The organism is Arthrobacter sp. SPG23, from assembly GCF_000876655.1.
GTDB lineage: Bacteria > Actinomycetota > Actinomycetes > Actinomycetales > Micrococcaceae > Arthrobacter.
Window position 1 is genome coordinate 1 of record NZ_JYCN01000021.1, and the last position, 23,853, is coordinate 23,853.

The following is a 23,853-nucleotide window of genomic DNA, read 5'->3' on the forward strand; positions in this document are numbered from 1 at the left end:
GCCTGCCGCTGAAGACCGTGCTGGAACAGCTCGACCTGTTCGGCGAAGAGGTCYGGTCCTGCGCAGGGAGTACGCCGCGCTCACGCCCGCCCACGTCCCGGAACCGCCGACGCACGCCGGACGGGTCGCAGCACGGCTGGCAGCCCAGGTGCAGGAGGACTCCCTCAGCAAGCCCTCGGCGCAGGACGCCTGATGACTGCGCAGCCAGGAGAGTCGCCCGTGAGGCTCGCCGCCGAGACCTGGGAATCACTGTTCCGCGCCCAGGTGGCGGTGATGCGCAGGCTCCAGTCCGGCCCCGCTTTCAAGGCGCTGGCCGTCAACGAATACGATGTCCTGTTCACGCTCTCGCGCTGCCCGTCCGGCTGGCTGCGCCTGAACGAGCTCAATGACAACGTACTGCTCAGCCAGTCCAGCCTCAGCAGGCTTGTGGAGAGGCTGGAGAAGCGCGGCCTCGTGGAGCGCATGCCAGCGCCCCAGGACGGACGCGGTGTCCTCCTGAAGCTGACGGATGCCGGCCGGGACCTGCAGAAGCAGATCGGCCGTGAACACGTGCGCGACATCTCCGCGCTGATTACCCCGGCGCTGACTGCCAGCGAACAGCGCGAACTGCTGCGGCTCACCGAAAAGCTGCGCGGGTCGGTGTCAGGGCGCTAGGGTCGCCGGCGGCGGATCCTTCCGCCCGGCACAGATGCCGTCCGGCAGTCACCTGCCGGACGGCAGCGTCAGGTAATCGCGACGAGTTTCGAGGGATCTTCCACGGGCAGCTCGCCGTCCACCACGGCGGTGACGCGGAGCTCCCGCAGGGACAGGCTTCCGCCCACCGTGGACAGGAACGCTGTGTCGGAGGAGTCCCGGCCGGCGGTGATCCTCAGCATGCTCTCCCGGGGAGCTAGCCCGGTGGGATCAATGACGTACCACGCGCCGTTGATGTAGGCCTCTGCCACGGCGTGGAAATCCATCGGGCTGAGCCCGGGCGCATAGACGGCAACCAGCCTCGCCGGCACATCCTTGGAGCGCAGCATTGAAATGGCCAGGTGGGCGAAGTCGCGGCACACGCCGCGGCGGTGCAGGAGCGTCTCCACCGCGCCGTCGGTCCCGCGGGAGGAGCCGCTGACGTAGCGGAGCTCGCTAAACACCCAGTTGCGGACGGCATGCAGGAGCTCCTCGCCCTGGAGGCCGCCGAATTCCGCATAGGCCGTGGGCAGCAGCCGGTCCGACTCGGCGTAGCGGCTGGGCCGGACGTAGCGGATGAGTTCCATGAGGTTGGGCTGGTCCGGAACCGCCACCCCGGAAACCGTGGCCGTGTAGTCGACGGTCACCTCCGTGGGTTCCGCGAACTCCATGTAGTGGAAACGGCCGCCGTGGTGGTCGGACAGTTCCGTCACGGGAACCGTGTCCTCCCCGGAGGTCACCGACAGCGTTTCCACGAGCGACGAATAGCCCGTATTCCTTGCCACGGCTACCGCCAGTGCGACTTTGGTTTCAGCTGCTGTCTTGAAGACGAGCCGGGTGGCCACGCTGCGTTCCATGTATCTCCGGGGTGTGAGGTAGTTTCAGAACAGTACCCGGAGCCGGCCGGTTGGGTTTACGGGCGGGCGGCGGGACTAACTTTTGATCTTCAGAGACATTAGCATCCGCTGGACATTCGCGAATTCCGATCCCTCATTCACGTACTTGGCCGCCTGGTCCAAAGTATCGAAGGCCTTGGCGGGGGCCACTTTCTCATCTGTGGCGAAGGCCTTGATCACGGCCAGGTCACCGAACGAGACGTCCCCCTTGCCCTCCGGACCGCGCACGACGTTTTGCAGGGCGCAGGCCCTGCCGTCGCTTCCTCCCACCACATTGGTGATGCCGTAGGAGCCGAAGTACCTGTAACCCTGGATCACGCGGAACACCACGTGCGGCGCAATCAGTCCGTCTCCTTCGCGGTGCGGCAGGTCCAGCGGAACGCTGCTGACTACCACGTACGGCTTACGGGACGCTTCCGCGCAGGCGGGCGCCGACGGCGACGGCAGGCCCGTCTGCAGCGTCGCCAGGTATCCCCCCTTGGCGTCCTTGACTTCGATCTTGATGGCTCCCGGAAGAGTCCCCTGGTCGGGTGTGACCGACTGCGCAATCCAGTCCTGCGGCAGTTCAAAACTGACGTTCCTGGTGGAATCCGAGAAGACCTTCCACGCCGCCGCCGTCGCCCCGGCGGACGCTGATTCAGTGCCTGTTGCCGAAGGTTGCGCCCCGGTGGAATCGGCCCCCGCACTGGCCCCGGGCGACGACGCTGATGAGGTGCCCGGCGGCGTCGCGCTTTCCGTCGGACGGCCGCCCGCCGTCCAGGCGGGTTCCCCCTTGCCCCCGCCAGTGCAACCGGACATCACTACAGCCGCAACGATCAACGCAGCGCCCAGCCGGGCCCCGCGGGCCACTTCCTTCCCTGTCATGACGCAAGCGTAGCCGCGCCCGCCCCGCAGCCGCCGTGTTACGGCCGGAGTGTTGGCGGCCTGGCATTCCAGTGCGCAAAGAGGGCTACGCTGGGGACATGGCGGAACAGCACTTTGACACGGAGCAGGACAGCGTAGCGGACATCTCGGCCCTGGACATCGCCGACTGGAGGGTCCGGACCTTCGCCATGTACCAGGACGTCCGAAGAATTGCCGTGGACAGCCCTGCTGAGGCGCACTCGTACTGGCGCCAGGAACGCGACCGGATGTTCGGCACCCACCCGGCCTCCGCCCTCACCACCGAAGCCAAGGCCACCTTCAGCGGCCTCCGGACAGCTGATTATGACCCCATTTACCGGTTCCACGTGCCCCTGACCAAAGAGGGCGCCGGCCGGGAAATGAATGTTGAGACCGGGACCGACGGCGTTGTCAGGTTCGTGCGCCTGGGCACCTTCGACCTGCCCGAGATGGGCCAGCTGGCCGTCTGGAAGCTGCACGGTTACGGCGGCGGCATCTTCGTGCCTTTCCAGGACGCAACCGCGGGCCAGCCGGGCGGCAGCTACGGCGCCGGACGCTACCTGGTGGACACCATCAAGGGAGCCTTCCACGGAGTGCTGGGATCAGGCCCCGACGCCGAATTCATCCTCGACTTCAACTTCGCCTACAACCCCTCCTGCGCCTACAACGAAGCCTGGGCGTGCCCGCTGGCAGGTCCGTCCAACCGGCTGGCCGTGGAGATCCCGGTCGGCGAACTGTACTGACCCGTCCTTCCCGTGAAACGGTCCCGGCGACACGCTGCGACCCTGCGTCCGGCGGCACGTAGGATTTCCTGATGACCGCAACGCCGACCCGCCGTATCGCACGAGTCCGTCCGCACCCCGCCGCCTCCGGGCTTGAACAGTTCTTCGTGGCCAACGACGCCCCGGAGTTCGGCAGCGAAGCGGGAAGGCTCTGGACCGTCATCGACAGTCCGTTCCCGGGATCACGGGCAAACGCCGCTAGTGAACCCCGGGCCGGATGGCAGCCGGGTTCCGTGGTGGGCGAGGCCTCGTTCACTTTCCTCGCACCCAGCGTTCCGGCCAATGTCCTGGGCATGGCCCACAACACGGGCCAGGCCGGACGGGCCCTTCCTCCCCAGGCCTTCCACAAGGCAGCCACCAGCGTGGTGGGACCGGGTGAGGCCATAGAACTTGCACCGGGAGTGGGGCATGTGGACCCGGAAGCCGAGCTGACCGTCGTCGTCGGGCGCAAGGCACGCGCGCTGACGCTCGGGAATGCGCGGACGGCCGTTCTGGGCTTCACCATCGGCAACGACGTCACGGCCCGGGAGCTGCAGAAGACAGATGACCTGTGGATCAGCGCCAAGAGCCAGGACACGTTCACGCCGGCTGGGCCATGGATCGTGACGGGTCTGGAACCTGCTGCACTGTCCATCGGCATCGTGCACAACAGCCGTGAACTCCGTGCTGCCAGCTCGGCGGACCTCGGCTGGGGCGTTGACGAAATCCTGGTCTACCTGACCTCGTTCATGACGCTCCACCCCGGGGACCTGGTCCTCACGGGCTTTCCCGCCGAAAGCGCACAGCTGCACCCCGGGGACACCGTGACCTGCCGCGTGGAGGGAATCGGCGAACTGACGAACCCGGTCAGGGACTCCGCCTGACCGAATCCGCCGGCATGATGTGGCAGGCTTGAGCGATGGAATCACCAGCTGCGCCCGCCGCCCCGCTGACGCAACGGTCCGGTTCCGCTACTGCCGCACGGCGGCCGCCGGCCACAAAACATTACCGCGGCATCCTCCGCTTCCCCGCCGTCCGGCAGCTCCTCCGATTCACCGGGGTGGGCATCGTGTGCACGGTGACGTCTCTGGCCCTCTACGCCCTGCTCAGGCCCTGGCTGGGGTCCCAGCCGGCCAATGCCGCGGCGCTGATCATAACCTCGGTCATGAATACGGCCCTGAACCGGCGGCATACCTTCAAGATCGCCGGGCGCGGGAAGATCGGCAGGGATCATCTGAGCGGCCTGGTGGTCATCGTGATTGCGCTGGTGATCACCGGCGGCAGCCTCGGCGTGCTGCACTGGCTCAATCCGGATGCCACCATGTCGGATGAGCTGTGGACCACCACCCTGTCCGGGTTCCTGGCAACCGCCGTGCGTTTCACCCTCCTGCGGCACTGGATCTTCCGCCGCGCACGGCACCGCTGACCCGGCACCAGCCCGTCCGGCACAGCTGACGGCGCGGTGCCGGAGGGACGCTAACGGATACCGAGCGTCAGCACACTGCCTACGGCGTTCCTGACCGCTGCAGCCGCTTCGTGCAGTTCCGCCGCCGTCACCGAGGCGTCAAAGCTGAACCGGACGGCTGTCTGGGCGACTTCGGACGGAATGCCCATCGCCAGGAGCACCGGCGAGGCGGCATCGGAGCCGGCGGCGCAGGCAGATCCGCTGGAGCACACCACGCCTTGGCGTTCCAGTTCGAGGAGCACGGATTCGCCGCTGGTTCCGGGGAAGCAGAACGAAGCCACCGACGGGAGCCGCTCCGCGGGGTGTCCGGTCAGTTGCGCGCCGGGCACACCGGCCAGGACCTCCCGGATGAAATCGTCCCGCAAGGCGGCTACATGCTCCCGGCCGGGGCGGGCGAGTCCCAGCGCGGTTGCCAGGGCCACAGCGCCGGCAACGTTCTCGGTCCCGGAGCGGCGGCCGCGTTCCTGCCCGCCGCCATGGAGCAGGGGTTCAACGCGGGTGCGGCTCCTCACATACAGGGCCCCGTTTCCTTTCGGTGCCCCCAGCTTGTGACCGGAGATGCTCATGGCGTCCACGCCCAGCATCTTCGTGTCCAGGGGCAGCCAGCCCGCAGCCTGGACAGCATCGGTGTGGAACGGAATCCCGTGTTCCCGGGCAAGCCCGGCGAGCTGCCGGATTGGCTGGACGGATCCCACCTCGTTGTTCGCGTACATCACGCTGACCAGCGCGGTCTCCGGGCGGAGCACAGCCGCCAGGGCCTCGGGCGTGACTTGCCCGAAGCCGTCCACCGGAACGGTATCAACGGTGAAACCGTGGAACCGTTCGAGGTACCGCGCCGATTCCTCCACGGCAGGATGCTCGACGGCGCTGATCACCACCCGGTTAAGGGCCGGGTCCCCAGCCTGCCGTGCCAGGGCGATGCCCTTCACGGCGAGGTTGTCCGCTTCGGTGCCGCCGGACGTGAACGTGATCTCGGCCGGGCGGCAGTTCAGCGCCCTTGCAGTGGCCGTCCGGGCGCCTGCGAGCGCCGTGGCGGCGGACTCGCCGAGCGAGTGGTGGCTCGACGGATTTCCGAATTCACCGGTGAGGTAGGGCCACATGGCTTCCAGCACCTCGCGGCGGACCGGCGTGGTGGCCGCTGCGTCCAGGAAGATCATGGCCCGTTCAGCCCGCCGTCAGTTCAACGTCCAGCAGTTCAATGTCGAGGCCAAGGTCGAGGGCAGCGACGCTGTGGGTGAGGCCGCCGATGGAGATGACGTCCACACCGGTGGCCGCAATCGCTGCCACCGTTCCGAGGTTGACGTTGCCGCTGGCTTCCACCCGCGCCCGCCCGCCCACCAGGGCCACGCCGGCGGCCAGCTCCTCGACGGTGAAGTTATCCAGCATGATGGTGTCCACGCCGGCGGCCAGCACCGGCTCCACCTGCTCCATCCGGTCCACTTCAACTTCGAAGTGGGTGGTGTGGCCGAGCCGGGCCTTGGCAGCCCTGAGCACAGCCGTGAGTTTCGCCGGGTCCCCTCCGGTGATCACCGCGAGGTGGTTGTCCTTCGCCAGCACGGCGTCGGACAGGCTGAAGCGGTGGTTGGCGCCGCCGCCGCAGCGGACGGCGTAACGCTCCAGGACCCGCAGGCCCGGCGTCGTCTTCCGTGTGTCGGTGATCCGGGCATTGGTGCCCTGGACGAGGTCCACGAATTCGGCCGTCTTCGTGGCGATGGCACTCATCCTCTGGACCAGATTCAAGGCCACGCGCTCCGCCAGCAGGACCGCCCGGGCGTTGCCCGTCACCCTGGCCAGGTGCGTGCCCGCGGCGAACGGTTCGCCGTCCGCCACCAGCAGGTCGACGACGGCGTCCGGGTCCGTGAGTTTCATGGCGGCGGCGAACACGGCTCCCCCGCTCAGGACGCCCGGCACCCGGGCGTTCAGTACCGCCGTCGCGCGTGCTCCCGCGGGGATGAGGACCTGCGAGGTGATGTCGCCGTAGGGGGCGTCCTCGGCGAGCGCGGCGCGCAGCACTTCCAGCATGGCGGCCTCGGGAAGGCTGCCGGTGAGGTCAACGCCCGTCAGGGCTGTCATTTCCTGGGCGGTGGTTGTCATGAGGAAATCCTTTGCATGGAATGGGTGGGGGCTGACGCGTGGTCGTCGTCGGCCCGGTAGTGGGCGCCCACGGAGACCGTGCGGTTCCGGGCGGCCTCCACCAGCAGCCGCGCGGCCAGCAGCAGGTTGCGGTCTTCGTGCTCACGCGGGTCCGCGGGTTCAGTGGAGCTGATTGAGTCCGCCCATTGGGCCAGCTGCACTGCCGCGGCGTCGAGTTCCGCCCCCGTGCGCAGCACCCCGGCTGCACTAGTCATCAACCGCCCCAGAGCATCACGGGAAAACGGCCCGGGATCAGGCACAGTCATAACACCTTCGGGGGCTCTGACCGGATGAAGTTCCAGCTTGGCGTCCAAAGCCGCCTTCCCGCCGTCGTGCGACGGTTCAGCACTGAGGAAAGACTCAACGGCACGCCGCCCGAAAACCAAGCCTTCGAGCAACGAGTTGCTGGCCAGCCGGTTGGCGCCCTGGGCGCCGGTGCAGGCAACTTCGCCCGCCGCGAAGAGTCCCGGGACGGTAGTCCGTCCGCCCAGGTCGGTTGACACGCCGCCCATCCAGTAGTGGGCAGCCGGAGACACTGGCAGCGGTTCCGCGGTCCAGTCGTAGCCTGCTGCTGCCGTGGCAGCACTGATGGTGGGAAAGCGCCGCGCCAGGAAGCCGGAGCCTCGGGCGGCTTCAATGCCCCGGGCATCCAGGAACACCGGACTGTCCGACGGTGCGCCCGTCCGGGCCAGATGCAGCGCGATGCTGCGGGAGACCACGTCGCGGGGAGCGAGTTCGGCGTCGGGATGATAGTCCGGCATGAAGCGGTGGCCGTCGGCATCCAGGAGCACCGCGCCTTCGCCGCGGACGGCTTCGGAGATCAGCAGGGGCGGCGGTCCGCCTGCCGTTTCCGGCATTGCCATGGTGGTGGGGTGGAACTGGAAGAATTCGAGGTCGCCCACGGCAGCGCCTGCGCGCCAGGCCAGCGCCAGTCCGTCCGCCGTGGCCACCGATGGGTTGCTGGTGCGCGCGAAGATCCGCCCCGCACCGCCGGTGGCGAGAAGAACGCCCGCCGCCGGGAGGTTCTTCAGTTCGCCGTTCTGCAGGTAGTTCACGCCCGTCACCCGGCCGTCCGCCGTCGTCAGCTCCGTGACGAAGGCTCCGGTTTCCAGACGGAGCCGGCCGGAAACCGCCCGTTCCAGGACGGCGGCGATCAGTCCGCGGGCAATGCGGGCGCCGGTGGCGTCCCCGCCGGCGTGCAGGATGCGCGGCGCGGAATGGGCGGCTTCCAGTCCCAGTGCGGTGTCCCCCTGCGCGTCGGCGTCGAAGGTGACGCCATAGCGCCGCAGCCCGGCGATGTCCCGTACGGCCTCCGTGCACAGGATCCGCACGGCCTCGATGTTGTTCAGGCCCGCCCCGGCTGCCAGCGTATCGGCGACGTGGGCCTCCACCGTGTCGCCGGGGGCGGCCTCGCCGGGTTCCAGCACAGCCGACACGCCGCCCTGGGCGTAGAAGGTGTTGCTGTGCTCCAGCTGCCCCTTGCTCAGCAGGACCACCTCCGCAGAGCCCGCTTCGGCGTCGGCCGCGAGCAGCGCTGCGTAGAGTCCGGCGATTCCGCTGCCCACCACCACCAGGCGGCGGCGCTGCGTCACATTTTCGTGTGCGCCGTTGCGGGCCGCACCGGGCGTGGTCACGGCCGCGCCGCCAGCATCCGCTCAAGGGCCACCCGCGCCGGCGCTGCAACACCGTCATCCACGGTGATGCGGTTCAGGGTTTCGCCGTTGACCAGCGCCTCCAGCACCCAGGCGAGGTAGCCCGGGTGGATCCGGTACATGGTGGAACACGGGCAAATCACCGGGTCCAGGCAGAAGATGGTGTGCTGGGGGTACTCCGCGGCGAGCCGGTTGACCATGTTGATCTCGGTGCCGATGGCAAACGTGGTCGGTTCCGTGGCCGCGGCGATGGCCTTCCGGATGAAGTCGGTGGATCCGGCGGAATCGGCGGCGTCCACAACCTCCATGGGGCACTCGGGGTGCACGATCACCTGGACCCCCGGGAACTCGGCGCGGGCCTTCTCGATCTGGCCCACGTTGAAGCGCTTGTGGACCGAGCAGAAGCCGTGCCAGAGGATGACCCGGGAATCGAGCAGGGTCTGTTCGTCATTGCCGCCGAGGTCCTTGCGCGGGTTCCACATGGGCATCTGCTCCATCGGCACGCCCATGGCCTTGGCGGTGTTGCGGCCCAGGTGCTGGTCCGGGAAGAACAGGACCCGCTGGCCGCGCTGGAAGGCCCATTCGAGAACCGTGGCCGCGTTGGAGGATGTGCAGACGATGCCGCCGTGCTCGCCGCAGAAGCCTTTGAGCGCCGCGGAGGAGTTCATATAGGTGACCGGGATGACAGGAACGCGGCCGTCGGCGTCGGGCTCGGTGCCGTAGAGCTCTTCCAGCTGCTCCCAGCACTCGGTCACGGAGTCGATGTCCGCCATGTCCGCCATGGAGCAGCCGGCGGCGAGGTTCGGCAGGATGACCGCCTGGTCCGGCTTGGAGAGGATATCCGCCGTCTCGGCCATGAAGTGGACGCCGCAGAAGATGATGGCCTCGGCGTCCGGCCTGGTGAGCGCTGCGTTGGCCAGCTGGAAGGAGTCGCCCACGAAGTCGGCGTACTCAATAACCTCGTCCCGCTGGTAAAAGTGCCCCAGGATAACGGCTTTGTCGCCGAGGGCGGCTTTGGCCGCCCGGATCCGGACGTCCAGTTCGGCGTCGCTGGCCTTCTTGTATTCCTCCGGCAACTGACCCTGGCGCGGCGTGGCGGCAGGGGCCACGTCAGCGCTGGAGGCACCCGGACCGTAGGCGGGCACACCGGCGAGGGCTTCGGCTAGGTCGTAGTCCCACGGCCCGCGGGCCAATGCCGGGCTGCACGTCGCAGCGCCTGTTGCAGTGCCTGCGGACCGCTGTTCGGCCTGTTCGCGAGTGATCAACTGGATTGCCGTGTTGACGCTGCTCATGGTGTGCTCCTGTTATCTGGGTCAAGGCCGGGGCGGCCGGTAAAGCGGTAGAGGCGGGGAGGGCGGTGTTTTCCGCCCTGCAGGTATTCGCCGGTTTCTTCGATTTCCGGTGTGGACTTGAGCTGGCGGCGGAAATTCGCCGGATCCAGCTCACGGTCCAGGACGGCTTCGTAGACTTCCCGGACCTGGGCCAGGGTGAAGTACTCCCCCAGCAGGTGGTAGGCCACCGAACCGTAGGCCAGCTTGTTCCGCAGGCGCCCGAGGGCGTAGTCCACGATCGCATTGTGGTCGAACGCCAGGTCTCCCAACCGGTCCGCCCGGAACCACCTGACGTTTTCGGACTCGTCGGCGAGCGCGGCTTCCGTGGGCTGGACCAGCGCCCAGTACACGATGGATACCACGCGCTGGGTCGGAGAGCGGTAGAGGCCGCCGAAGGCGTAGAGCTGCTCCAAATAGTTCGGGGACAGCCCTGTGGTTTCCCGCAGGTTCCGCGATGCCGCGTCCTGGAGGGATTCAGCGTGGGTCAGAGGACCGCCGGGCAGCGCCCAGAGGTCCTTGAACGGCTCACGGATGCGGCGCACCAGCGGCAGCCACAGTGTGGGACGCCCGGACGTCTCGCTGGGGCGGAGGGCGAAGATGACCGTGGAAATGGCGAGCGACGGCGGCGCGGACTGCCGCTCGGCAACGTTGGCAGAGCTTGTGTACACGGCGGTTCACCCCGCTTTCCTCGCGCCTGGCGGCGCCTCTGGGCTTCGTCCGGCGTCCCGTCCCGGGGCGCTCCGGCTAGTTATAGTCAACATGACTAGAACTAATGGTACGACTGCCGGGCGCCCAGGCAAAATGCTTCAAGTCACATTGCGGCGGCGGCTTCGAGCAGCGGCAGCGTACGGCCTTGGAAGTGGGTGTTCAGCACGATCACGGACGAGGACCTCAGCACCGTCTTTGTGGCGATCATGGCATCCAGAACCCGTTGCAGGTCAGGGTTGGACCGTGCCACGATCCGTGCCATCAGGTCCGAGCTGCCGGAAACGGTATGGATCTCCGTGAGTTCAGGAATGCGGGCCAGCGCTTCGACCACCGCGTCATGGCCCAGGTCCTGGTTGATGGTGAGCGAACAGAACGCCACCACGGGGTAGCCGAAGTGGGACGGGTCCGGCTGGGGTACCCACGAGCCGATCACCCCGCCGGCGGTCATCCGGTCCAGCCGGGACTGGACCGTGGCGCGGGCAATCTTCAGGACCCGCGCGGCTTCGAGCACGGATGCCCTGGGCGAATCCGTGAAGAATCGGACAATTTTGGCATCCATGGCGTCCACATTCATCGATTTACCTCTCAGGTCCGGCGTCACAGCTTACAAATCGCCGGAAGAGACGGCAATAGGCCTGCAAACTGCCACCATGTTCTCATGAAACCCGCGCGAAGAGGCCTGTGCGGGGCGGTAAATTCGATATGTCCCAAAAGGACCAACCACCGAGCACAAGAAGGTTCGCAAGCATGACGATGAAGTCCACCGCCGAGCGCCCATCCACATCCCTCGGCCACAGCATGAAACCCCGCCAGCTCACCATGATGGGGCTGGGAAGCGCCATCGGGGCCGGACTGTTTCTCGGCTCGGGGGCGGGCGTCCAGGCCGCCGGGCCGGCCGTACTGATCTCGTACCTCGTAGCCGGCACGCTGATCATTTTGGTCATGTGGGCTCTCGGCGAGATGGCCGCAGCGAACCCTAACAGCGGTGCGTTCTCCGTGTATGCGGAGAAAGCCATGGGCCGGACGGCCGGGGCAACCGTGGGCTGGCTCTGGTGGCTGCAGCTGGTGGTGGTCATTGCCGCCGAGGCACTTGGCGCGGCGGCCCTGCTGTTCACGGTGTGGCCGGCGGTTCCCGTCTGGGCGCTGTCCCTGGTGTTCATGGCCCTTTTCACTGCCGTCAACCTGGCGGGCGTGAACAACTTCGGGGAATTCGAGTTCTGGTTCGCGATCCTCAAGGTGGCCGCAATCCTGATCTTCCTTGGCATCGGGACAGCCCTGCTGCTGGGCCTGCTGCCCGACGCGCCCAGCCCGGGAATGAGCAACATCACCGGCAACTTCGCCCCGGCAGGCCTCGGTGGAATTGCCACCGCTCTCTTCGTGGTGATCTTCGCCTTCGGCGGCACCGAAATCGTGAGCGTCGCCGCCGCCGAGACCGAGAACCCGCGCCACAGCGTGGGCCTGGCCATCCGCACGGTGCTGTGGCGGATCCTCGTGTTCTACGTCGGATCCGTCTTTGTCATTGCTGCCGTCCTGCCCGCGACCTCCGAATCCCTGGCCTCGCCGTTCGCCGGCGTCCTCGACGCCGCACGCATCCCGGGAGCCGGCACGGCCATCACCCTCGTAGCGGTTGTCGCGCTGCTGTCAGCACTCAACGCCAACCTCTACGGCGCCTCCCGGATGATCTATTCCCTGGCCGGACGCGGCGAGGCCCCCAGGTTCCTGTCGAAGCTGAATAAGGCCAGGGTGCCGATGGTCGCCGTCGGTGTATCAGTGGCTTTCGGCTTCATTGCGGCGGTCCTGGAACTGCTTTTCCCGGACCAGATCCTGCCGGCGCTTTTCCAGCTGGTCGGCTCAACCTGCCTGATGGTCTGGGGCTCCGCCCTTGTCTCCCAGCTGATCCTGCGCCGCAGGGCGGACCGCGAAGGCATCGAGCTCCCGCTGCGGATGAAGGGCTTCCCGGGCCTGACGATCTTCGGACTGGTCCTGCTGGCACTGATCTTTGCCGTAGGCTTCAGCAGCGCGGAGAGCAGCCGCCAGCTCTTCAGCACCATCGCCCTGGTGGCCGGGATTGCCGCCGCCTGTTGGATCGGCGCCAAAGTGGCAGCGTCGCGCCAAGCCGGCGTAGCCAAGTAGGGAACCCGCCAAGCAGCCACAACTAGGTCGCAGTTAATGTCGCTATGAGCGCTCGTAGCGACATTAACTGCTACCCAGTTGGGCGGGTCGGCTGACGGACCCTAGTCTGCGCTGCTGTACAAATTGCCAGGCAGGGCGGCGGAACGCGTGGCAGCTTTCGGCAATCTGGCTAGCGAGTCATGAACTGATTGCCCAGAGTTTTGCGGGTGACTAGGGTCACAGCTATGGATACCATGCCTTCCCCGGCCACCGGCAGCGGCGCCGGTCAACTGCCGGGACCACTTTCCCGCCAGCTGTCCGGCGCGCCGGCCGAACCGCTGACCGATGACCAGCTCCGTGAACTCTATTCCCTGATGGTGGCGGTCCGGCACCTGGACACCTCGGCGATCGCCTGGCAGCGGCAGGGACTCATCCCCGGCTACGCCCCCGAGTTGGGCCAGGAGGCCGCCCAGGTGGGCAGCGGCTACGCCGTGGACACCACCCGGGACTTCGTCTTCCCCACCTACCGCGAAATGGGCGTTGCCCGCGCCATGGGAGTGGACATGGTGGCCTATATGTCCACGCACAAGGCAACGTGGCACGGCGGACTCTATAACCCCCTGGAATCCCGGCTGGCACCGATCCAGGCCGTTGTGGGCGGATCCGTGCTCCACGCCGTGGGCTGGGCCCACGGTCAGACCCTGTCCGGCATCGCCGGGACAAACACTGACGGCACCGCCGGCGTCGCGATGACGTATTTTGGCGACGGCGCCTCCTCGCAGGGTGACGTCCACGAAGCCATGAATTTCGCGGCCGTCATGAGGGCGCCTGTGGTCTTCTTTGTGCAGAACAACGGCTGGGCCATCTCGGTTCCCACCGAACGCCAGGTGGCAGGCGGCTCCGTGGCGGCCCGCGCCGCCGGGTACGGCATGCCGGCGCTGCAGATCGACGGGAACGACGTCGTAGCGGTGGTCGAAGCGACCCGGCGCGCCTTCGCGCACGCCCGGGCGGGCAACGGCCCCGTCCTCATCGAGGCAATGACCTACCGCCGCGGCCCGCACTCCACCTCCGATGATCCCGGCCGGTACCGTTCGCTCAACGACGAGCGCGACGACGCCGGCGAAGACCCGGTGGAACGGTTCCGGAAGAGGCTGCTCGCCGACGGGGTTGCGGACGAGTCGTTCTTCGCCGAAGCCCTGGCAGCCGCCAAAACCGAAGAAGAACACATCCGGGCCGGCATCCAGGCCCTCGGCCCCCGGCCCGGCATGGAAATGTTCGATCTGGTCTTCCAGGAAACCACGCCTGCACTGCAGGCCCAGGCCGCCAGCTGGCGCGAGGAGTCCGAGCATGTCTAACGCCATCCTAGAAAGCGGGGCCGCCATGGCCGACCGGGCTCCACGCCACGGAGTTGAAGAGCTTTCCATGCAGCAGGCCTTGAACCTGGCCCTTGACGAGGTGCTGGCCGAGAACCCGAAAACGCTGGTCTTCGGTGAGGACTGCGGCCGGCTGGGCGGCGTGTTCCGCATTACGGACGGCCTCCAGGCGAAATACGGCACCGGCCGGGTGTTTGACACCCCGCTTGCCGAGTCCGGCATCCTGGGCATGTCCGCGGGCCTGGCAATGGCCGGCTTCCACCCGATCCCCGAGGTCCAGTTCGACGGCTTCGCCTATCCTGCCATCAACCAGATCGTCTGCCAGATCGCACGGATGAACTACCGCAGCCGCGGCACCATGCCGATGCCCGTCACGCTGCGTGTTCCCAGCTTCGGGGGCATCCGCGCCCCCGAGCACCATGGCGAAAGCCTCGAGGCGCTCTTCGCCCACGTACCGGGCCTGAAGGTGGTTTCGCCGTCAAACCCGCACGAGGCCTACCACCTGCTCAAGTACGCGGCTACGCGGCCGGACCCGGTGATCTTCATGGAGCCGAAGTCCCGCTACTGGCAGAAGGGCGAGGTCACGTTCGACTCCGCCGACCCTGCCGGCTCCGCCGCCGGCGGGCCGCCCACCGGCGCGAAGGTCATGCGCGAAGGCCGGCACGTCACCCTCATCGCCTGGGGCGCCATGGTGGCCCGCTGCCTGCAGGTGGCCGGCCTCGCCGCCGAGGACGGAATCGACGTCGAGGTCCTGGACCTGCGCTGGCTCAAGCCGATCGACGCAGCCGCCCTGGCTGCGTCCGTGCGGAAGACGCGGCGCGCCGTCGTCGTCCATGAGGCACCGCTGACCTCCGGCTTGGGCGCCGAAGTGGCCCAATTGATCACGCAGAGCTGCTTCGACACCCTCAAGGCCCCGGTGGAGCGGATCACTGGCTTCGATGTCCCCTATCCCTCCGGGGACCTCGAAGACGAATACATCCCGAACATTGACCGGATCCTCTTTGGCATCCAGCGAGTATTGGAGTACCGCCGTGGCTGAAATTTCCTTCCCGCTTCCCGATCTCGGCGAGGGCCTGATCGAGGCGACCGTGCTGGAATGGCTGGTTTCACCCGGTGACCAGGTGGAGCGGAACCAGCCGCTCGTTGAGGTGGAGACCACCAAATCAGCTGTTGAACTGCCCAGTCCGCAGGCAGGTAAAGTGGTGCGTATCCACGGCGGGCCCGGTGACAAGATCAATGTCGGCGAGCCCCTGATTGTGTTTGAGGTGCCGGACAACACTGCCGGCATCGTGGGCACGGTCCCGAAGGAAGAGGCACCGAAGCGCCGGGTCCGCCTGAGCGCCGTACTTGATGAGGACTGACACCATGAGCGGCAGGCACACCGGCGAGCAGCACCACCACACCGTGGAAGGTACCGACCCCCAGCTTTACGTGGAGGTGCACGAGCCGGAAACCGACGCCGGGCTGCGGCCCGTCCTGCTGCTGCACGGATTTTCCTCCTCCACCAAGCTCAACTGGCAGGACACCGGCTGGCTGGCCGCGCTGCTGGAAGCCGGCCGGCGCGTCATCACCGTGGACCTCCCCGGCCACGGCCGCAGCGGCGCCCCGGAAGACATGGACTCGTACAGCCCCAGCAGGATCCGCGCGGACCTCCTGCAGGTGGCGTTCGACGCCGGCGTTCGTCCTTTGCGGGACGGCGATCCCGCCAGCGGGCTCGATGTGATCGGCTATTCCCTGGGGTCCCGCCTCGCCTGGGAATTCGGCGCTACCCAGCCGGAGCTGGTTCACCGGCTGGTGCTTGGCGGACCCAACATCGCGGACCCGTTGGCGGCCTTTGACCTGGTGGCTGCCCAGCGATACCTGGCAGACGGCACACCCATCGCGGACGAGTCCACGTCCGGCCTGCTGAAGATGGCCCTGGGGCTGCCCAGCAACAATGTCTTTGCGCTGTTGTCGCTGGTGGAAGCGATCAAGGGCGAGCCCTTCGATCCGGCCGAAGCCGTCCCGCACATGCCCATGCTGCTTGTGGCCGGAGAGAAGGACGACCGCGCCGCAACCATGCCCGAGCTCGCTGAAATGGGGGCCAAAACAGGGGCGCTCGTGGAGCAACTGCTGATTCCGGGCCGCAACCACAGCAACGTGATCACCAGCAGGGCGTTCAAGCAGGCAGCAACGGAGTTTCTGGGGGTTTAGCAGTCCCGGGGCTTTTAGTAGTCTTCGCCCGGTTCGGGCGTTCCCGCCATCTGGAAGCATGCGGACGAGGACAGGACATTGAGCGCGTTCCGGTCCGGGCTGAACTCGATGGAGTGCCGGAAACCTTCCTCGCTCAGCACGATGAGTTCCGGGTTGCCGTTGACGCTGGTCTTGTCTTGCACGGTCCAGCCGCTCTTTGCGGACCAGCCGGTCCTGATCTGCTCGAGAAGTGCCTGGCCGTCCGTGCCGTCACTCAGCACAACGTCCATATTGCCCGGCCAGTAGTAGCCTCCGGTCTCGCATTCGAACAGGGCACCCGACGTCTCGGACTGCACAGTGGACGACACGCCACCCGAGGGAACGACGGACATGAGCTCCTGCTGCTGGCTTCGCGTCGACTCTTTGGCAGTGGAAAGATCCATGGCGGGCCCCATTTTTTCCGGAACGATTGCGCAGGCGGCGAGCGCCGCGGCCAGGCTAATGATTGAAAAAGTTGCCAGCAACCCGGAGGCCGCCTTCGAAAACTCATTCTTTGCTCCCAAAGATAACTCGGGCGATGTCGTTGCGTGCCGTACGGTTCCTTGCGTCGTCCGCAGCCGCAATCAGCCCGTGATTTTCGGCCTTGGCTGCCGGATTGGCGGTGAACTTCCAGGACCCCACCTGGGCGTTGTCCGCCGGATCATCGTAGACGTGTTTGCGGAATGCAGGCTCTTCCATGGGATGGCTGTCGCCAGCGAGCCCCAGTTGCTGGGCCGTAGTCAGTGCGTCGAAGTCGTAGATGAAGTGGTGATACTCGGTGGCAGGATCCGCCGTCCAGCCGTCAGGCATCCGGGCCCCCGAAAGCGATATTTGGCGGTCGTAGTGGACGCCATAAACCTCGGAGGATGCCACTGCGGCTTCACCCCAGCTGTGTGAAACGGCCACCGTCATAGCCGCGGGCGGGGTCTGGGCGGCGAGTCCTTGCTCGAATGCAGCAAGCTTGCGGCCAGCGCTCGCGCCAAACTCCTTGTCCGCGGAGAGTCGGAACGTCGGATCCTGCGGGAACTGGCGGTTCTTGTACACAAGTGCTGCGGTACTGCGCCGGGGATCCGACCCTTGCAGGAACCTGGCCATGTTCTGCGCGCTTCCGTCGTAGAAATCCTCCGCCTTGGCACCGTCCATGGTGCGGGCCGTCCATCTGTTGGAGCAGCTCCAGGGGGAGCTCACGGCCAATGCGGACCAGCAGAGGCTCCGCTGGATTCCGCCGAGCTTCGCCGCGTACCTGCCGGCCTGGCTTGCCACGCTTCGCAACTGCGCAACATCCGCTCCAACAAAAGTTTCGGCCACCATATCCCCCAATGTCTGACCTGTGAGGCCTCGCCTGCCCCCGGCCTGCCCCCGGAAGCAACCGTAACTTTATTTATCCGCTCGTTGGATGGATTGGTCTGCCCATCGGGCTCCCTCCCGCGGCCGGCGGCCTGCCGGAAAACGCAAAGCGGGCGCGGACCATGGTGGTCCGCGCCCGCCGTCGTGCTTGCAAGGTCGCCTGGTTCAGCCAGCCGCTAGTGGTGGCTGCTGACGCCCAGCGGGCGGCCCTTGGTTTCCCCGGCCAGGAGTACACCGACTGCGGAAATGACGCACAGGATCATGATGTAGATGCCGATGGAGCCGGTCCACTTGGTGGCCTGCATCAGCGACTCCGCAATGGTGGCCGCGAACGCACCGCCCAGGATCGCACCGAAGGCGTAACCGATGGAAATGCCCGAGTAGCGGACGTTGGCCGGGAACATCTCGGCGTACATGGCGGACATCGGGCCGTAGGACAGCCCCAGGCCGACGGTCAGCACGAAGAGTGCCACGCCGTAAAGCATGATGTTCTTGGTGTCGATCAGGGCGAACATCGGGATCATCCAGGCGAACACGATGCCGTAGCCGATGAGGAACGTCTTGACCCGGCCGATCTTGTCGGAGAGCCAGCCGCCCACGAGCGTGAAGATCAACCAGCCGAAGGACGCGAGGGTGGTGGCCAGCAGGATCTCGGCGACCGGCATCTTCAGCGTCTTGGTGGCGTAGGAGATGAAGAACGCGATCAGCAGGTAGCCGGCCGCGTTATTGCCGATGAAGATCATGGTGGAGTAGAGCACGGATTTCTTGTGGAACTTGATCAGCTGTCCGAGCGGGGCCTTGGCCTTCTCCTTGCGCTCGATCATCTCCTTGAAGACCGGGCTTTCGGCCACCGCACGGCGGATGAGGTAGCCCACCACGATCAGCACGATGGACAGCAGGAACGGCACGCGCCAGCCCCACGCGCCGAAGGCTTCCTTGGACATGCTGGTGTTGAGGAAGTACAGGAGGCCCGTTGCCAGGATCATGCCGACGGGAACGCCGATCTGCGGGTAGGCTCCGAAGAGGCCCCGCTTGCTCTTGGGAGCGTGCTCCACAGCCATCAGGGCCGCACCGCCCCATTCACCGCCGGCGGAGAACCCCTGGATGATGCGGAGCAGGATCAGCAGGATCGGAGCCCAGACACCGATGTCCTTGTAGGTCGGCAGCATGCCGATCAGTGCCGTGGCGGCACCCATCATGATGAGGGTGAAGACCAGCATGGCCTTGCGGCCCAGGCGGTCGCCCAGGTGGCCGGCGATGACGGCGCCGAGCGGGCGGAACAGGAAACTGATGCCGATCAGGGCGAAGGACAGGATCTGCGCAAGGCCGGGATTCGAGGCCTGCAGCGGGGTGAGGAACAGCGGTGACAGCAGCGTCGCTGTCAGCTGGGCGAAGATGAAGAAGTCGTACCACTCGATGGTGGTGCCGACCAGCGTGCCTGCGAGGACCTTGCGTTCCTCGTGCTTGCTGCTGGGGCCCGCCTCTGAATCGACGTGTGAAGTTGCGGTCATTGGAACTCCGTGGCTGTGGGCAGTACCGAACGTGCTACTACCGAATGTGGAATGACGTCGAGCGAATTACCGATCGAACGGTCAGTTGGTATGAGGATACTCGAATGTGTGACAAAGCGCACTAATTCTTTTGGTTCCCCCTGTCGCCGGACTCTTGGACGGCGGCAGCGGGACCCCGGCAGGCGGCACGGTCAGTCCTGCCTGTTGAGGAATTCGCGGACCCTGGCCCGGACCGGCTCCCGGTCGTAGCTGTTGACGAGGGCACCGGCCATCCGGACGGGATCACCGAAGAAGAAGTACTCATAAAGGGACTGCCGGCCCGAAAAGCCGGAGATGGAGGCATCAAAGGCAAGCTTGAACAGGCGGACGCGCTCCGGGCCGGTGAGCGTTTTGCCTTGCAGGTACATGTCGATGTCCGCCCGGGCCGCGCTGTTGACGTCGGCCTCGCCGGGGAGCGCCATCAGCCCGGACGCCGAGAACTTCCGGATGATCTGCGGGAAGCGCTGGGCAATCTTGGGGTACCAGTTCCTGGCGGCGTTCAGCGTGGTCCACTTGGGCAGCATCACGCCGGCGTCGTTGAGGGCCGCGTCCGCTTCCGACGCACGGATCAGCGCCTTGCCGATCTCGACGTCGATGATCAGTTCCGCGATGTCCTCCTGGATGTGCTGGAAGCCGTCGATTCCGATGGATTCTGCCAACTCTGACGCCAGGCCGAGGAAGAACTCGCTCTTGGCGATGGTCCGGGTGACCACCTGGTGCGTCATGAGGGCGCCCGCGCCGGTTTCCGTGTAGAAGGCGTTGCAGAGCTGCGGGTGGCCGAGCATGAATATCCGCTCGCTCGGCACGAAAACGTTGTCGAAGATGGCCACGGCGTCCATTTCCTCGTAGCGCGAGGCAAGGGGTTCGTCGTGGGTGCTCCCGCCGTTGTACAGCGAGGCGCGGCAGAGGTAGCGCAGGCCCGGAGCATCATTGGGGATGGCGAAGGCGTACGAATACGGGGCGTCCTCCGGGGTGCCACGCAGCACGGTTGAGGGAAACACCAGGAGCTCGTCGGCAATGGGGGCGATCGTGGCCAGCATGCGCGCGCCGCTGATCACAATGCCGTCGTCCCGCTCCTCGACGATGCGTGCCGACAACTGGCCGCCCATCTGTTCGGAGCCAGAAACGGAGCGGTTGACCTGCGGCGGGATGAGCGTGTGCGTCGCCAGTACGTCGTTCTCCCGGGCCCATTCGTAGTAGTTGCGGATGTTCTCGCCGAACGTGGGGTCGGCCTGGGAGAACCACTTTTCAGCGGTACCCAGCGCGGTCAGGGAGGAATTCATGTAATCGCCCGAGCGGCCCAGAAAGCCGTTGGACGATTCGGCCCAGGTGGAAATGGCCCTGCGCCGGCGCTGGAGGTCTTCAATGGTCCTGGGAACCAGGAAGGAAGCGTTCACGAGGTCGCCCGTGGAGGGCGACGTGTATGTCAGCGCCTCCTGGAACGCGGGGTCGTGCTGCATATCGAAGAGTTTTGCGTAGGATCTGGCCACGTTGCGGAACGCCGGGTGCTCAGCGATTTTTTCACTGACCACTTCCCCGTCGATCACCACGTGGGGCGTCATGGAGTTCAGTTTGTCCAGGTACTGCCGGCCGGTACGGATGCCCATTGTTCTTTTCTCCAGTCGTCGTTGAGCTGCAGGTGCTTCTGCTGAGGAGGCGTGGGGCTAGAGCAGGTCCTCCATCCCCAGCTGGCTTTCCGGGATGGTGGTGTAGGTGCCGTTCGCGAACGCCAGGGCGTCGCCGCTGCGGTAGTCGAAGTTCACCACTTTCCCGAGATACAGGGTGTGGTCGCCGCCGTCGTATTCAGCCCAGGGGGTGCACTCGAAGTACGCGAGGACACCGGCCAGGCGGGGCGCCGTGCCGCCTTCCACCCACCGGGGTTCCGGCCCGGGCCAGCCGGCGAAATGCGTGGCAAGGTACCGCTGTTCGGCGCCCAGGATGTTCACCGCAAACGGACGGCCCGAGAGTTCGTCGTGCGCCCTGGCCGTCCGGGCAATGCTGACCAGGACCAGTGGCGGCTCCATGGACACGGACGTGAATGAATTGACGGTGATGCCGTGCCGCCTGGTGGCGCCGTCGAAGGTCACGATCGCGACGCCGGTGGCGAACCTCCCGAGGCTCCCGCGGAAATGATGGGCCCGCGGGGCCGACGTACTGCCGGCTCCGTGGGCCTCCCCCGGGCGCGGCTTGGCAATCATCATTGATCCCTTGGATGGTCTGCTGTGTAGTCGATCACTGGGAGGGTTATTCTTAGATGTTCTATAGTTGAACATATAGTTCCCATATGGAACGCTAGCCCAAAGTGAGTTGCAACACAAGACCCCCGGGGCGGAGCGCCCCTGATCCCGGCCTAGGATGGACAGCATGACTCAGACCGCCGGCGCCGGCACGCAGGCCGCGACCGCCCAGGCTTCACCATCGCAGACCCTGTCACGCGGAATCCGCGCGCTGGAAATCCTGGCGGAAGCCGGGCAGCCCCTCACTATCGCCGAACTTGCCGATGCTATGGGTGTCCACCGCTCCGTGGCCTACCGGATCCTGCGCACGCTGGAGGATCATTCACTCCTCGTCCGGGACGACGCCGGCAAGGTCCAGCCCGGCCCGGGCCTGGCAGTCCTGGCCCGCGGGGTTTCACGCAACCTGCAATCCGCGGCCCTGCCTGAGCTCACCCAGCTTGCCAACACCCTGAACATGACTGCCTTCGTTGCGGTGTGGGACCATCAGGACTGCATCACGCTGGTGACGGTGGAGCCCAGGCACTCGGCGGCCACAGTGGTTCAGCACCCCGGCTCACGGCACCCGATCAGCGCCGGCGCCCCGGGCATCGCCATCCAGTCTGCCCTCACGGAACAGGAGTGGAACCGGCTGGCGCCGGACATCCCCTACCGGCCCGAGGCAGCCGAAGCGCGTAAACGCGGCTACGCGGCGAGCCACGATGAAGTCATTGCCGGGGTGTCATCATTGGCTGCCCCCATCAACGTGCCGGGCGGCCGTCCGGCGTCGGTCGCGGTCGTCTACATCCGCTCAACGCAGGACGCGGCTGAAGTGGCAGCGGCCCTGACGTCGAGCGCCGCACGTATCGAGAAGCAACTGCTGTAGGGCACTGGCCCTGCGACCTTCTCTAGGGGCTGACGGCGGCGTCGCCCTGGCGGCGCGCCTTGCCGTGTCGGAGGACGACGGCGGCAACCGCCCCCAGCAGGAACAGCGCCGCTGCGGCGCAGACCGGCACAAGGAACGCTGCGGAATACCCGTGGTGCTGCGCCAGCTGGCCGGCGACCGAGGACCCCAGGGCCGTACCGGCGACGATGCCGCTGGCCAGGGCAGTCATGACGGTTCCCAGCCGCCCGGCGGGAGCCACCTGCCCGCCGATGGCGAACACGGTGACCATCAGCGGGCCCACCGGCAGTCCCAGCACGAGCAGAACGAGCACCATGGAGAGCGCCGATTCCGGCAGCAACAGGAGCACCGCAAGGCCGGCCATCAGCACGGCGCTGAGCATCCAGCGTGCCAGAAACGTGAATCGCTTGGGCCAGTAGGCGACGCTGAGGGCCGCAGCGGCGGAGCTCAGTCCCATGACGGCGTAAAGCAGTCCGGCAATTTCAGCCGTGGCAAAGCCCGCCGAGAATGAGCTCAGGCCCGTCTGGGTGGCACCGAAGAAGGTTCCCATGCACAGCATGGCCAGGAAGGGCAGTGCAACGGATGCCACGCCGCGGACGCGGGCGCCTGTCCTGGAACCTGCGGCGAAGTCCGCGTGGGCGGTGCCCGGGATGGCGCCACGCGGGTCCGCGGATTGAGCGCCCGGGGCGCCCCGGCGCCTGCGCTCGCTCAGCGGTACGGCGAGGTGGGTGCGGTGAACGGCGAACGCGGGAACCAGCGTGAGCGTCAGGATTGCCGCGACGGCAAGCGGCAGCCACGGGGCGACCAGGCTTGCCAGGATGCCCACGAGTGCGGGGCCGAGGACGAAGGTCACTTCATCCGCGGTGCTTTCGTAGGACAGGGCTGCGTCCAGGTCCTGCGCGTTTCCGTCCTTGCTGCCCCGGGCGGTCAGGGCCATCCAGCGGACGCGGGCGAGCGGGCCGACCTGCGGGCAGCTGGCTCCGGCGACGAACGCTGCTGCGAGGACGGGCAACGCCGCCGAAAAATCCTGGGCGGCGGGAACGAGATACGCCGCGAGGATCAGGGCCACCACCGCGGCAGTGTTGAGTACTGCGGCGAACAGCAGCACGGGGCGCTGCCCAAGGCGGTCCGCCCATGCCCCAAGGACCGGCGCTCCCAGTGCTGAACCGATGCCCACGGCACCGGCTGCTGCTCCGCCCACGGCGTAGGAGCCGGTGACGGCCGTAACCAGGGTGAGGGCGCCGACAGTCAGCATGGCCAGGGGGAGCCGGGCGAAGAGGCCAAGCGGGATAAAGCCCTTGCCCGCCAGCAGCGGCAGGCGGGCGTAACGGCCTCCCCTGCCTGCAGGAGGGCCGGAGCAATCCTGCCCGGCCCGGCGTGCGGGGTGCGCGGTGTCCGTCACTCCCGCTACGGAAGATACTCCCGTTACGGAAGAGGACGGTGTGGCGGACGAAGTTGCGGCGGTTGCCGGCGAAGAGAGTGAAGGGGTCATGATTCCGGGTTCGCTCAAAGGTGCGCATCGTCCCTCCTCCCGATGCGCGCGACCCGGTAACTCCTCAAGTGTAGCCGAGGCCCCGGTTCGCAGGGCGGGGCGCAGGGTGGAGTGTGCCGGGCAGGGACGCGCTCGGGGCCCCTTGCGCGTC

At 66.8% G+C, this 23,853-nt stretch carries 24 protein-coding genes and 1 pseudogene; 11 read left to right on the plus strand and 14 right to left on the minus strand.

Features of this window, described 5'->3' with window-relative positions; all coding sequences use genetic code 11:
* Together TV39_RS22565 and TV39_RS13255 are read left to right on the plus strand one after the other, a co-directional pair.
* Positions 1-193 (plus strand): annotated as a pseudogene (locus TV39_RS22565) (5,10-methylene tetrahydromethanopterin reductase); the annotation flags it as partial.
* A complete protein-coding gene (locus TV39_RS13255) occupies positions 193-654 on the plus strand; it encodes a MarR family winged helix-turn-helix transcriptional regulator (protein WP_043482490.1) in 462 nt (153 codons plus the stop codon). The pseudogene TV39_RS22565 and the gene TV39_RS13255, both read left to right, overlap by 1 nt.
* A 68-nt stretch (positions 655-722) precedes the next feature.
* Here the strand turns inward: TV39_RS13255 and TV39_RS13260 are convergent, their stop codons facing one another.
* Positions 723-1,529, minus strand: coding sequence for a transglutaminase-like domain-containing protein (locus TV39_RS13260; RefSeq protein ID WP_043482491.1), 807 nt, complete (start codon positions 1,527-1,529; stop codon positions 723-725).
* Positions 1,530-1,604: 75 nt separating this feature from the next.
* Positions 1,605-2,432 carry a hypothetical protein gene (locus TV39_RS13265; protein WP_043482493.1) on the minus strand — a complete coding sequence of 276 codons (828 nt, stop codon included), beginning with the start codon at positions 2,430-2,432 and terminating at the stop codon, positions 1,605-1,607.
* A 98-nt stretch (positions 2,433-2,530) separates the two neighbouring features.
* Here TV39_RS13265 and TV39_RS13270 point away from each other — a divergent pair, with 98 nt between their 5' ends.
* The 3 genes from TV39_RS13270 (at position 2,531) to TV39_RS13280 (ending at position 4,637) form a co-directional block, all read left to right on the plus strand.
* Positions 2,531-3,193, plus strand: coding sequence for a DUF1684 domain-containing protein (locus tag TV39_RS13270; RefSeq protein ID WP_043482669.1), 663 nt, complete (start codon positions 2,531-2,533; stop codon positions 3,191-3,193).
* 71 nt (positions 3,194-3,264) lie between these two features.
* Complete coding sequence (locus TV39_RS13275) at positions 3,265-4,095, plus strand: fumarylacetoacetate hydrolase family protein (RefSeq protein ID WP_043482495.1); 831 nt, start codon at positions 3,265-3,267, stop codon at positions 4,093-4,095.
* 35 nt (positions 4,096-4,130) lie between these two features.
* Positions 4,131-4,637, plus strand: a complete 507-nt coding sequence (locus TV39_RS13280; RefSeq protein WP_043482497.1) for a GtrA family protein — start codon at positions 4,131-4,133, stop codon at positions 4,635-4,637.
* A 50-nt stretch (positions 4,638-4,687) separates the two neighbouring features.
* Here the strand turns inward: TV39_RS13280 and TV39_RS13285 are convergent, their stop codons facing one another.
* The 6 genes from TV39_RS13285 to TV39_RS13310 form a co-directional block, all read right to left on the minus strand.
* Complete coding sequence (locus TV39_RS13285) at positions 4,688-5,833, minus strand: cysteine desulfurase family protein (RefSeq protein WP_043482499.1); 1,146 nt, start codon at positions 5,831-5,833, stop codon at positions 4,688-4,690.
* Between the two features lie 7 nt (positions 5,834-5,840).
* Positions 5,841-6,749, minus strand: coding sequence for a carboxylating nicotinate-nucleotide diphosphorylase (nadC, locus tag TV39_RS13290; RefSeq protein WP_043482670.1), 909 nt, complete (start codon positions 6,747-6,749; stop codon positions 5,841-5,843).
* A 17-nt stretch (positions 6,750-6,766) separates the two neighbouring features.
* On the minus strand, positions 6,767-8,443 hold the full coding sequence (nadB, locus tag TV39_RS13295) for an L-aspartate oxidase (RefSeq protein WP_043482501.1): 1,677 nt from the start codon (positions 8,441-8,443) through the stop codon (positions 6,767-6,769).
* On the minus strand, positions 8,440-9,753 hold the full coding sequence (gene nadA / locus TV39_RS13300; RefSeq protein WP_043482503.1) for a quinolinate synthase NadA: 1,314 nt from the start codon (positions 9,751-9,753) through the stop codon (positions 8,440-8,442). Before nadA ends, nadB begins: the two co-directional genes overlap by 4 nt.
* On the minus strand, positions 9,750-10,460 hold the full coding sequence (locus TV39_RS13305) for an NUDIX hydrolase (RefSeq protein ID WP_043482505.1): 711 nt from the start codon (positions 10,458-10,460) through the stop codon (positions 9,750-9,752). Before TV39_RS13305 ends, nadA begins: the two co-directional genes overlap by 4 nt.
* Before the next feature lie 143 nt (positions 10,461-10,603).
* Positions 10,604-11,074, minus strand: a complete 471-nt coding sequence (locus TV39_RS13310; protein ID WP_043482507.1) for an Lrp/AsnC family transcriptional regulator — start codon at positions 11,072-11,074, stop codon at positions 10,604-10,606.
* A gap of 173 nt (positions 11,075-11,247) precedes the next feature.
* Here TV39_RS13310 and TV39_RS13315 point away from each other — a divergent pair, with 173 nt between their 5' ends.
* The 5 genes from TV39_RS13315 to TV39_RS13335 all read left to right on the plus strand — a co-directional run bounded on the left by TV39_RS13315 (position 11,248) and on the right by TV39_RS13335 (position 16,178).
* Positions 11,248-12,633, plus strand: coding sequence for an amino acid permease (locus tag TV39_RS13315; RefSeq protein ID WP_043482509.1), 1,386 nt, complete (start codon positions 11,248-11,250; stop codon positions 12,631-12,633).
* A gap of 353 nt (positions 12,634-12,986) precedes the next feature.
* Entirely contained in the window at positions 12,987-13,967 is a 981-nt protein-coding gene (locus tag TV39_RS13320; protein ID WP_235347395.1) for a thiamine pyrophosphate-dependent enzyme, read from the plus strand.
* Positions 13,960-15,024 (plus strand): alpha-ketoacid dehydrogenase subunit beta, encoded by a 1,065-nt coding sequence (locus TV39_RS13325; RefSeq protein ID WP_043482511.1) that lies wholly within the window; start codon positions 13,960-13,962, stop codon positions 15,022-15,024. Before TV39_RS13320 ends, TV39_RS13325 begins: the two co-directional genes overlap by 8 nt.
* Complete coding sequence (locus TV39_RS13330) at positions 15,017-15,346, plus strand: biotin/lipoyl-containing protein (protein WP_043482513.1); 330 nt, start codon at positions 15,017-15,019, stop codon at positions 15,344-15,346. The genes TV39_RS13325 and TV39_RS13330 overlap by 8 nt, the downstream gene beginning before the upstream one ends.
* A gap of 4 nt (positions 15,347-15,350) precedes the next feature.
* A complete protein-coding gene (locus tag TV39_RS13335) occupies positions 15,351-16,178 on the plus strand; it encodes an alpha/beta fold hydrolase (protein WP_043482515.1) in 828 nt (275 codons plus the stop codon).
* Between the two features lie 14 nt (positions 16,179-16,192).
* Here TV39_RS13335 and TV39_RS13340 read toward each other — a convergent pair whose 3' ends face one another.
* The 5 genes from TV39_RS13340 to TV39_RS13365 form a co-directional block, all read right to left on the minus strand.
* The gene (locus tag TV39_RS13340) at positions 16,193-16,600 is read right to left on the minus strand and encodes a hypothetical protein (protein ID WP_144406416.1); all 408 of its coding nucleotides are present in this window, start codon (positions 16,598-16,600) and stop codon (positions 16,193-16,195) included.
* A gap of 103 nt (positions 16,601-16,703) precedes the next feature.
* Complete coding sequence (locus TV39_RS13345; RefSeq protein ID WP_144406417.1) at positions 16,704-17,507, minus strand: hypothetical protein; 804 nt, start codon at positions 17,505-17,507, stop codon at positions 16,704-16,706.
* A gap of 212 nt (positions 17,508-17,719) precedes the next feature.
* Entirely contained in the window at positions 17,720-19,054 is a 1,335-nt protein-coding gene (locus TV39_RS13355) for an MFS transporter (protein ID WP_043482523.1), read from the minus strand.
* 191 nt (positions 19,055-19,245) lie between these two features.
* The gene (gene hpaB / locus TV39_RS13360; RefSeq protein ID WP_082049725.1) at positions 19,246-20,700 is read right to left on the minus strand and encodes a 4-hydroxyphenylacetate 3-monooxygenase, oxygenase component; all 1,455 of its coding nucleotides are present in this window, start codon (positions 20,698-20,700) and stop codon (positions 19,246-19,248) included.
* A gap of 57 nt (positions 20,701-20,757) precedes the next feature.
* Positions 20,758-21,291: a flavin reductase family protein gene (locus TV39_RS13365; RefSeq protein WP_052500578.1), complete on the minus strand. Its 534-nt coding sequence runs from the start codon at positions 21,289-21,291 to the stop codon at positions 20,758-20,760.
* A 166-nt stretch (positions 21,292-21,457) separates the two neighbouring features.
* On the opposite strand from TV39_RS13365, the gene TV39_RS13370 reads away from it, so the two are divergent.
* Complete coding sequence (locus TV39_RS13370) at positions 21,458-22,192, plus strand: IclR family transcriptional regulator (RefSeq protein WP_043482525.1); 735 nt, start codon at positions 21,458-21,460, stop codon at positions 22,190-22,192.
* A gap of 22 nt (positions 22,193-22,214) precedes the next feature.
* On the opposite strand, the gene TV39_RS13375 is transcribed toward TV39_RS13370, so the two are convergent.
* Complete coding sequence (locus TV39_RS13375) at positions 22,215-23,702, minus strand: MFS transporter (protein WP_082049727.1); 1,488 nt, start codon at positions 23,700-23,702, stop codon at positions 22,215-22,217.
* Positions 23,703-23,853: the final 151 nt, after the last annotated feature.

Coding starts and splice junctions, on each gene's coding strand:
- TV39_RS13280 (WP_043482497.1), top strand. CDS start 4,131: ATGGAATCACCAGCTGCGCCCGCCGCCCCGCTGACGCAACGGTCCGGT.
- TV39_RS13375 (WP_082049727.1), bottom strand. CDS start 23,702: ATGACCCCTTCACTCTCTTCGCCGGCAACCGCCGCAACTTCGTCCGCC.
- TV39_RS13370 (WP_043482525.1), top strand. CDS start 21,458: ATGACTCAGACCGCCGGCGCCGGCACGCAGGCCGCGACCGCCCAGGCT.
- nadC (WP_043482670.1), bottom strand. CDS start 6,749: ATGACAGCCCTGACGGGCGTTGACCTCACCGGCAGCCTTCCCGAGGCC.
- TV39_RS13335 (WP_043482515.1), top strand. CDS start 15,351: ATGAGCGGCAGGCACACCGGCGAGCAGCACCACCACACCGTGGAAGGT.
- TV39_RS13275 (WP_043482495.1), top strand. CDS start 3,265: ATGACCGCAACGCCGACCCGCCGTATCGCACGAGTCCGTCCGCACCCC.
- TV39_RS13285 (WP_043482499.1), bottom strand. CDS start 5,833: ATGATCTTCCTGGACGCAGCGGCCACCACGCCGGTCCGCCGCGAGGTG.
- TV39_RS13320 (WP_235347395.1), top strand. CDS start 12,987: ATGGTGGCGGTCCGGCACCTGGACACCTCGGCGATCGCCTGGCAGCGG.
- TV39_RS13340 (WP_144406416.1), bottom strand. CDS start 16,600: ATGGATCTTTCCACTGCCAAAGAGTCGACGCGAAGCCAGCAGCAGGAG.
- TV39_RS13310 (WP_043482507.1), bottom strand. CDS start 11,074: ATGAATGTGGACGCCATGGATGCCAAAATTGTCCGATTCTTCACGGAT.
- TV39_RS13260 (WP_043482491.1), bottom strand. CDS start 1,529: ATGGAACGCAGCGTGGCCACCCGGCTCGTCTTCAAGACAGCAGCTGAA.
- hpaB (WP_082049725.1), bottom strand. CDS start 20,700: ATGGGCATCCGTACCGGCCGGCAGTACCTGGACAAACTGAACTCCATG.
- TV39_RS13265 (WP_043482493.1), bottom strand. CDS start 2,432: ATGACAGGGAAGGAAGTGGCCCGCGGGGCCCGGCTGGGCGCTGCGTTG.
- TV39_RS13365 (WP_052500578.1), bottom strand. CDS start 21,291: ATGATTGCCAAGCCGCGCCCGGGGGAGGCCCACGGAGCCGGCAGTACG.
- TV39_RS13355 (WP_043482523.1), bottom strand. CDS start 19,054: ATGACCGCAACTTCACACGTCGATTCAGAGGCGGGCCCCAGCAGCAAG.
- TV39_RS13315 (WP_043482509.1), top strand. CDS start 11,248: ATGACGATGAAGTCCACCGCCGAGCGCCCATCCACATCCCTCGGCCAC.
- TV39_RS13345 (WP_144406417.1), bottom strand. CDS start 17,507: ATGGTGGCCGAAACTTTTGTTGGAGCGGATGTTGCGCAGTTGCGAAGC.
- TV39_RS13270 (WP_043482669.1), top strand. CDS start 2,531: ATGGCGGAACAGCACTTTGACACGGAGCAGGACAGCGTAGCGGACATC.
- TV39_RS13255 (WP_043482490.1), top strand. CDS start 193: ATGACTGCGCAGCCAGGAGAGTCGCCCGTGAGGCTCGCCGCCGAGACC.
- TV39_RS13325 (WP_043482511.1), top strand. CDS start 13,960: ATGTCTAACGCCATCCTAGAAAGCGGGGCCGCCATGGCCGACCGGGCT.
- nadA (WP_043482503.1), bottom strand. CDS start 9,753: ATGAGCAGCGTCAACACGGCAATCCAGTTGATCACTCGCGAACAGGCC.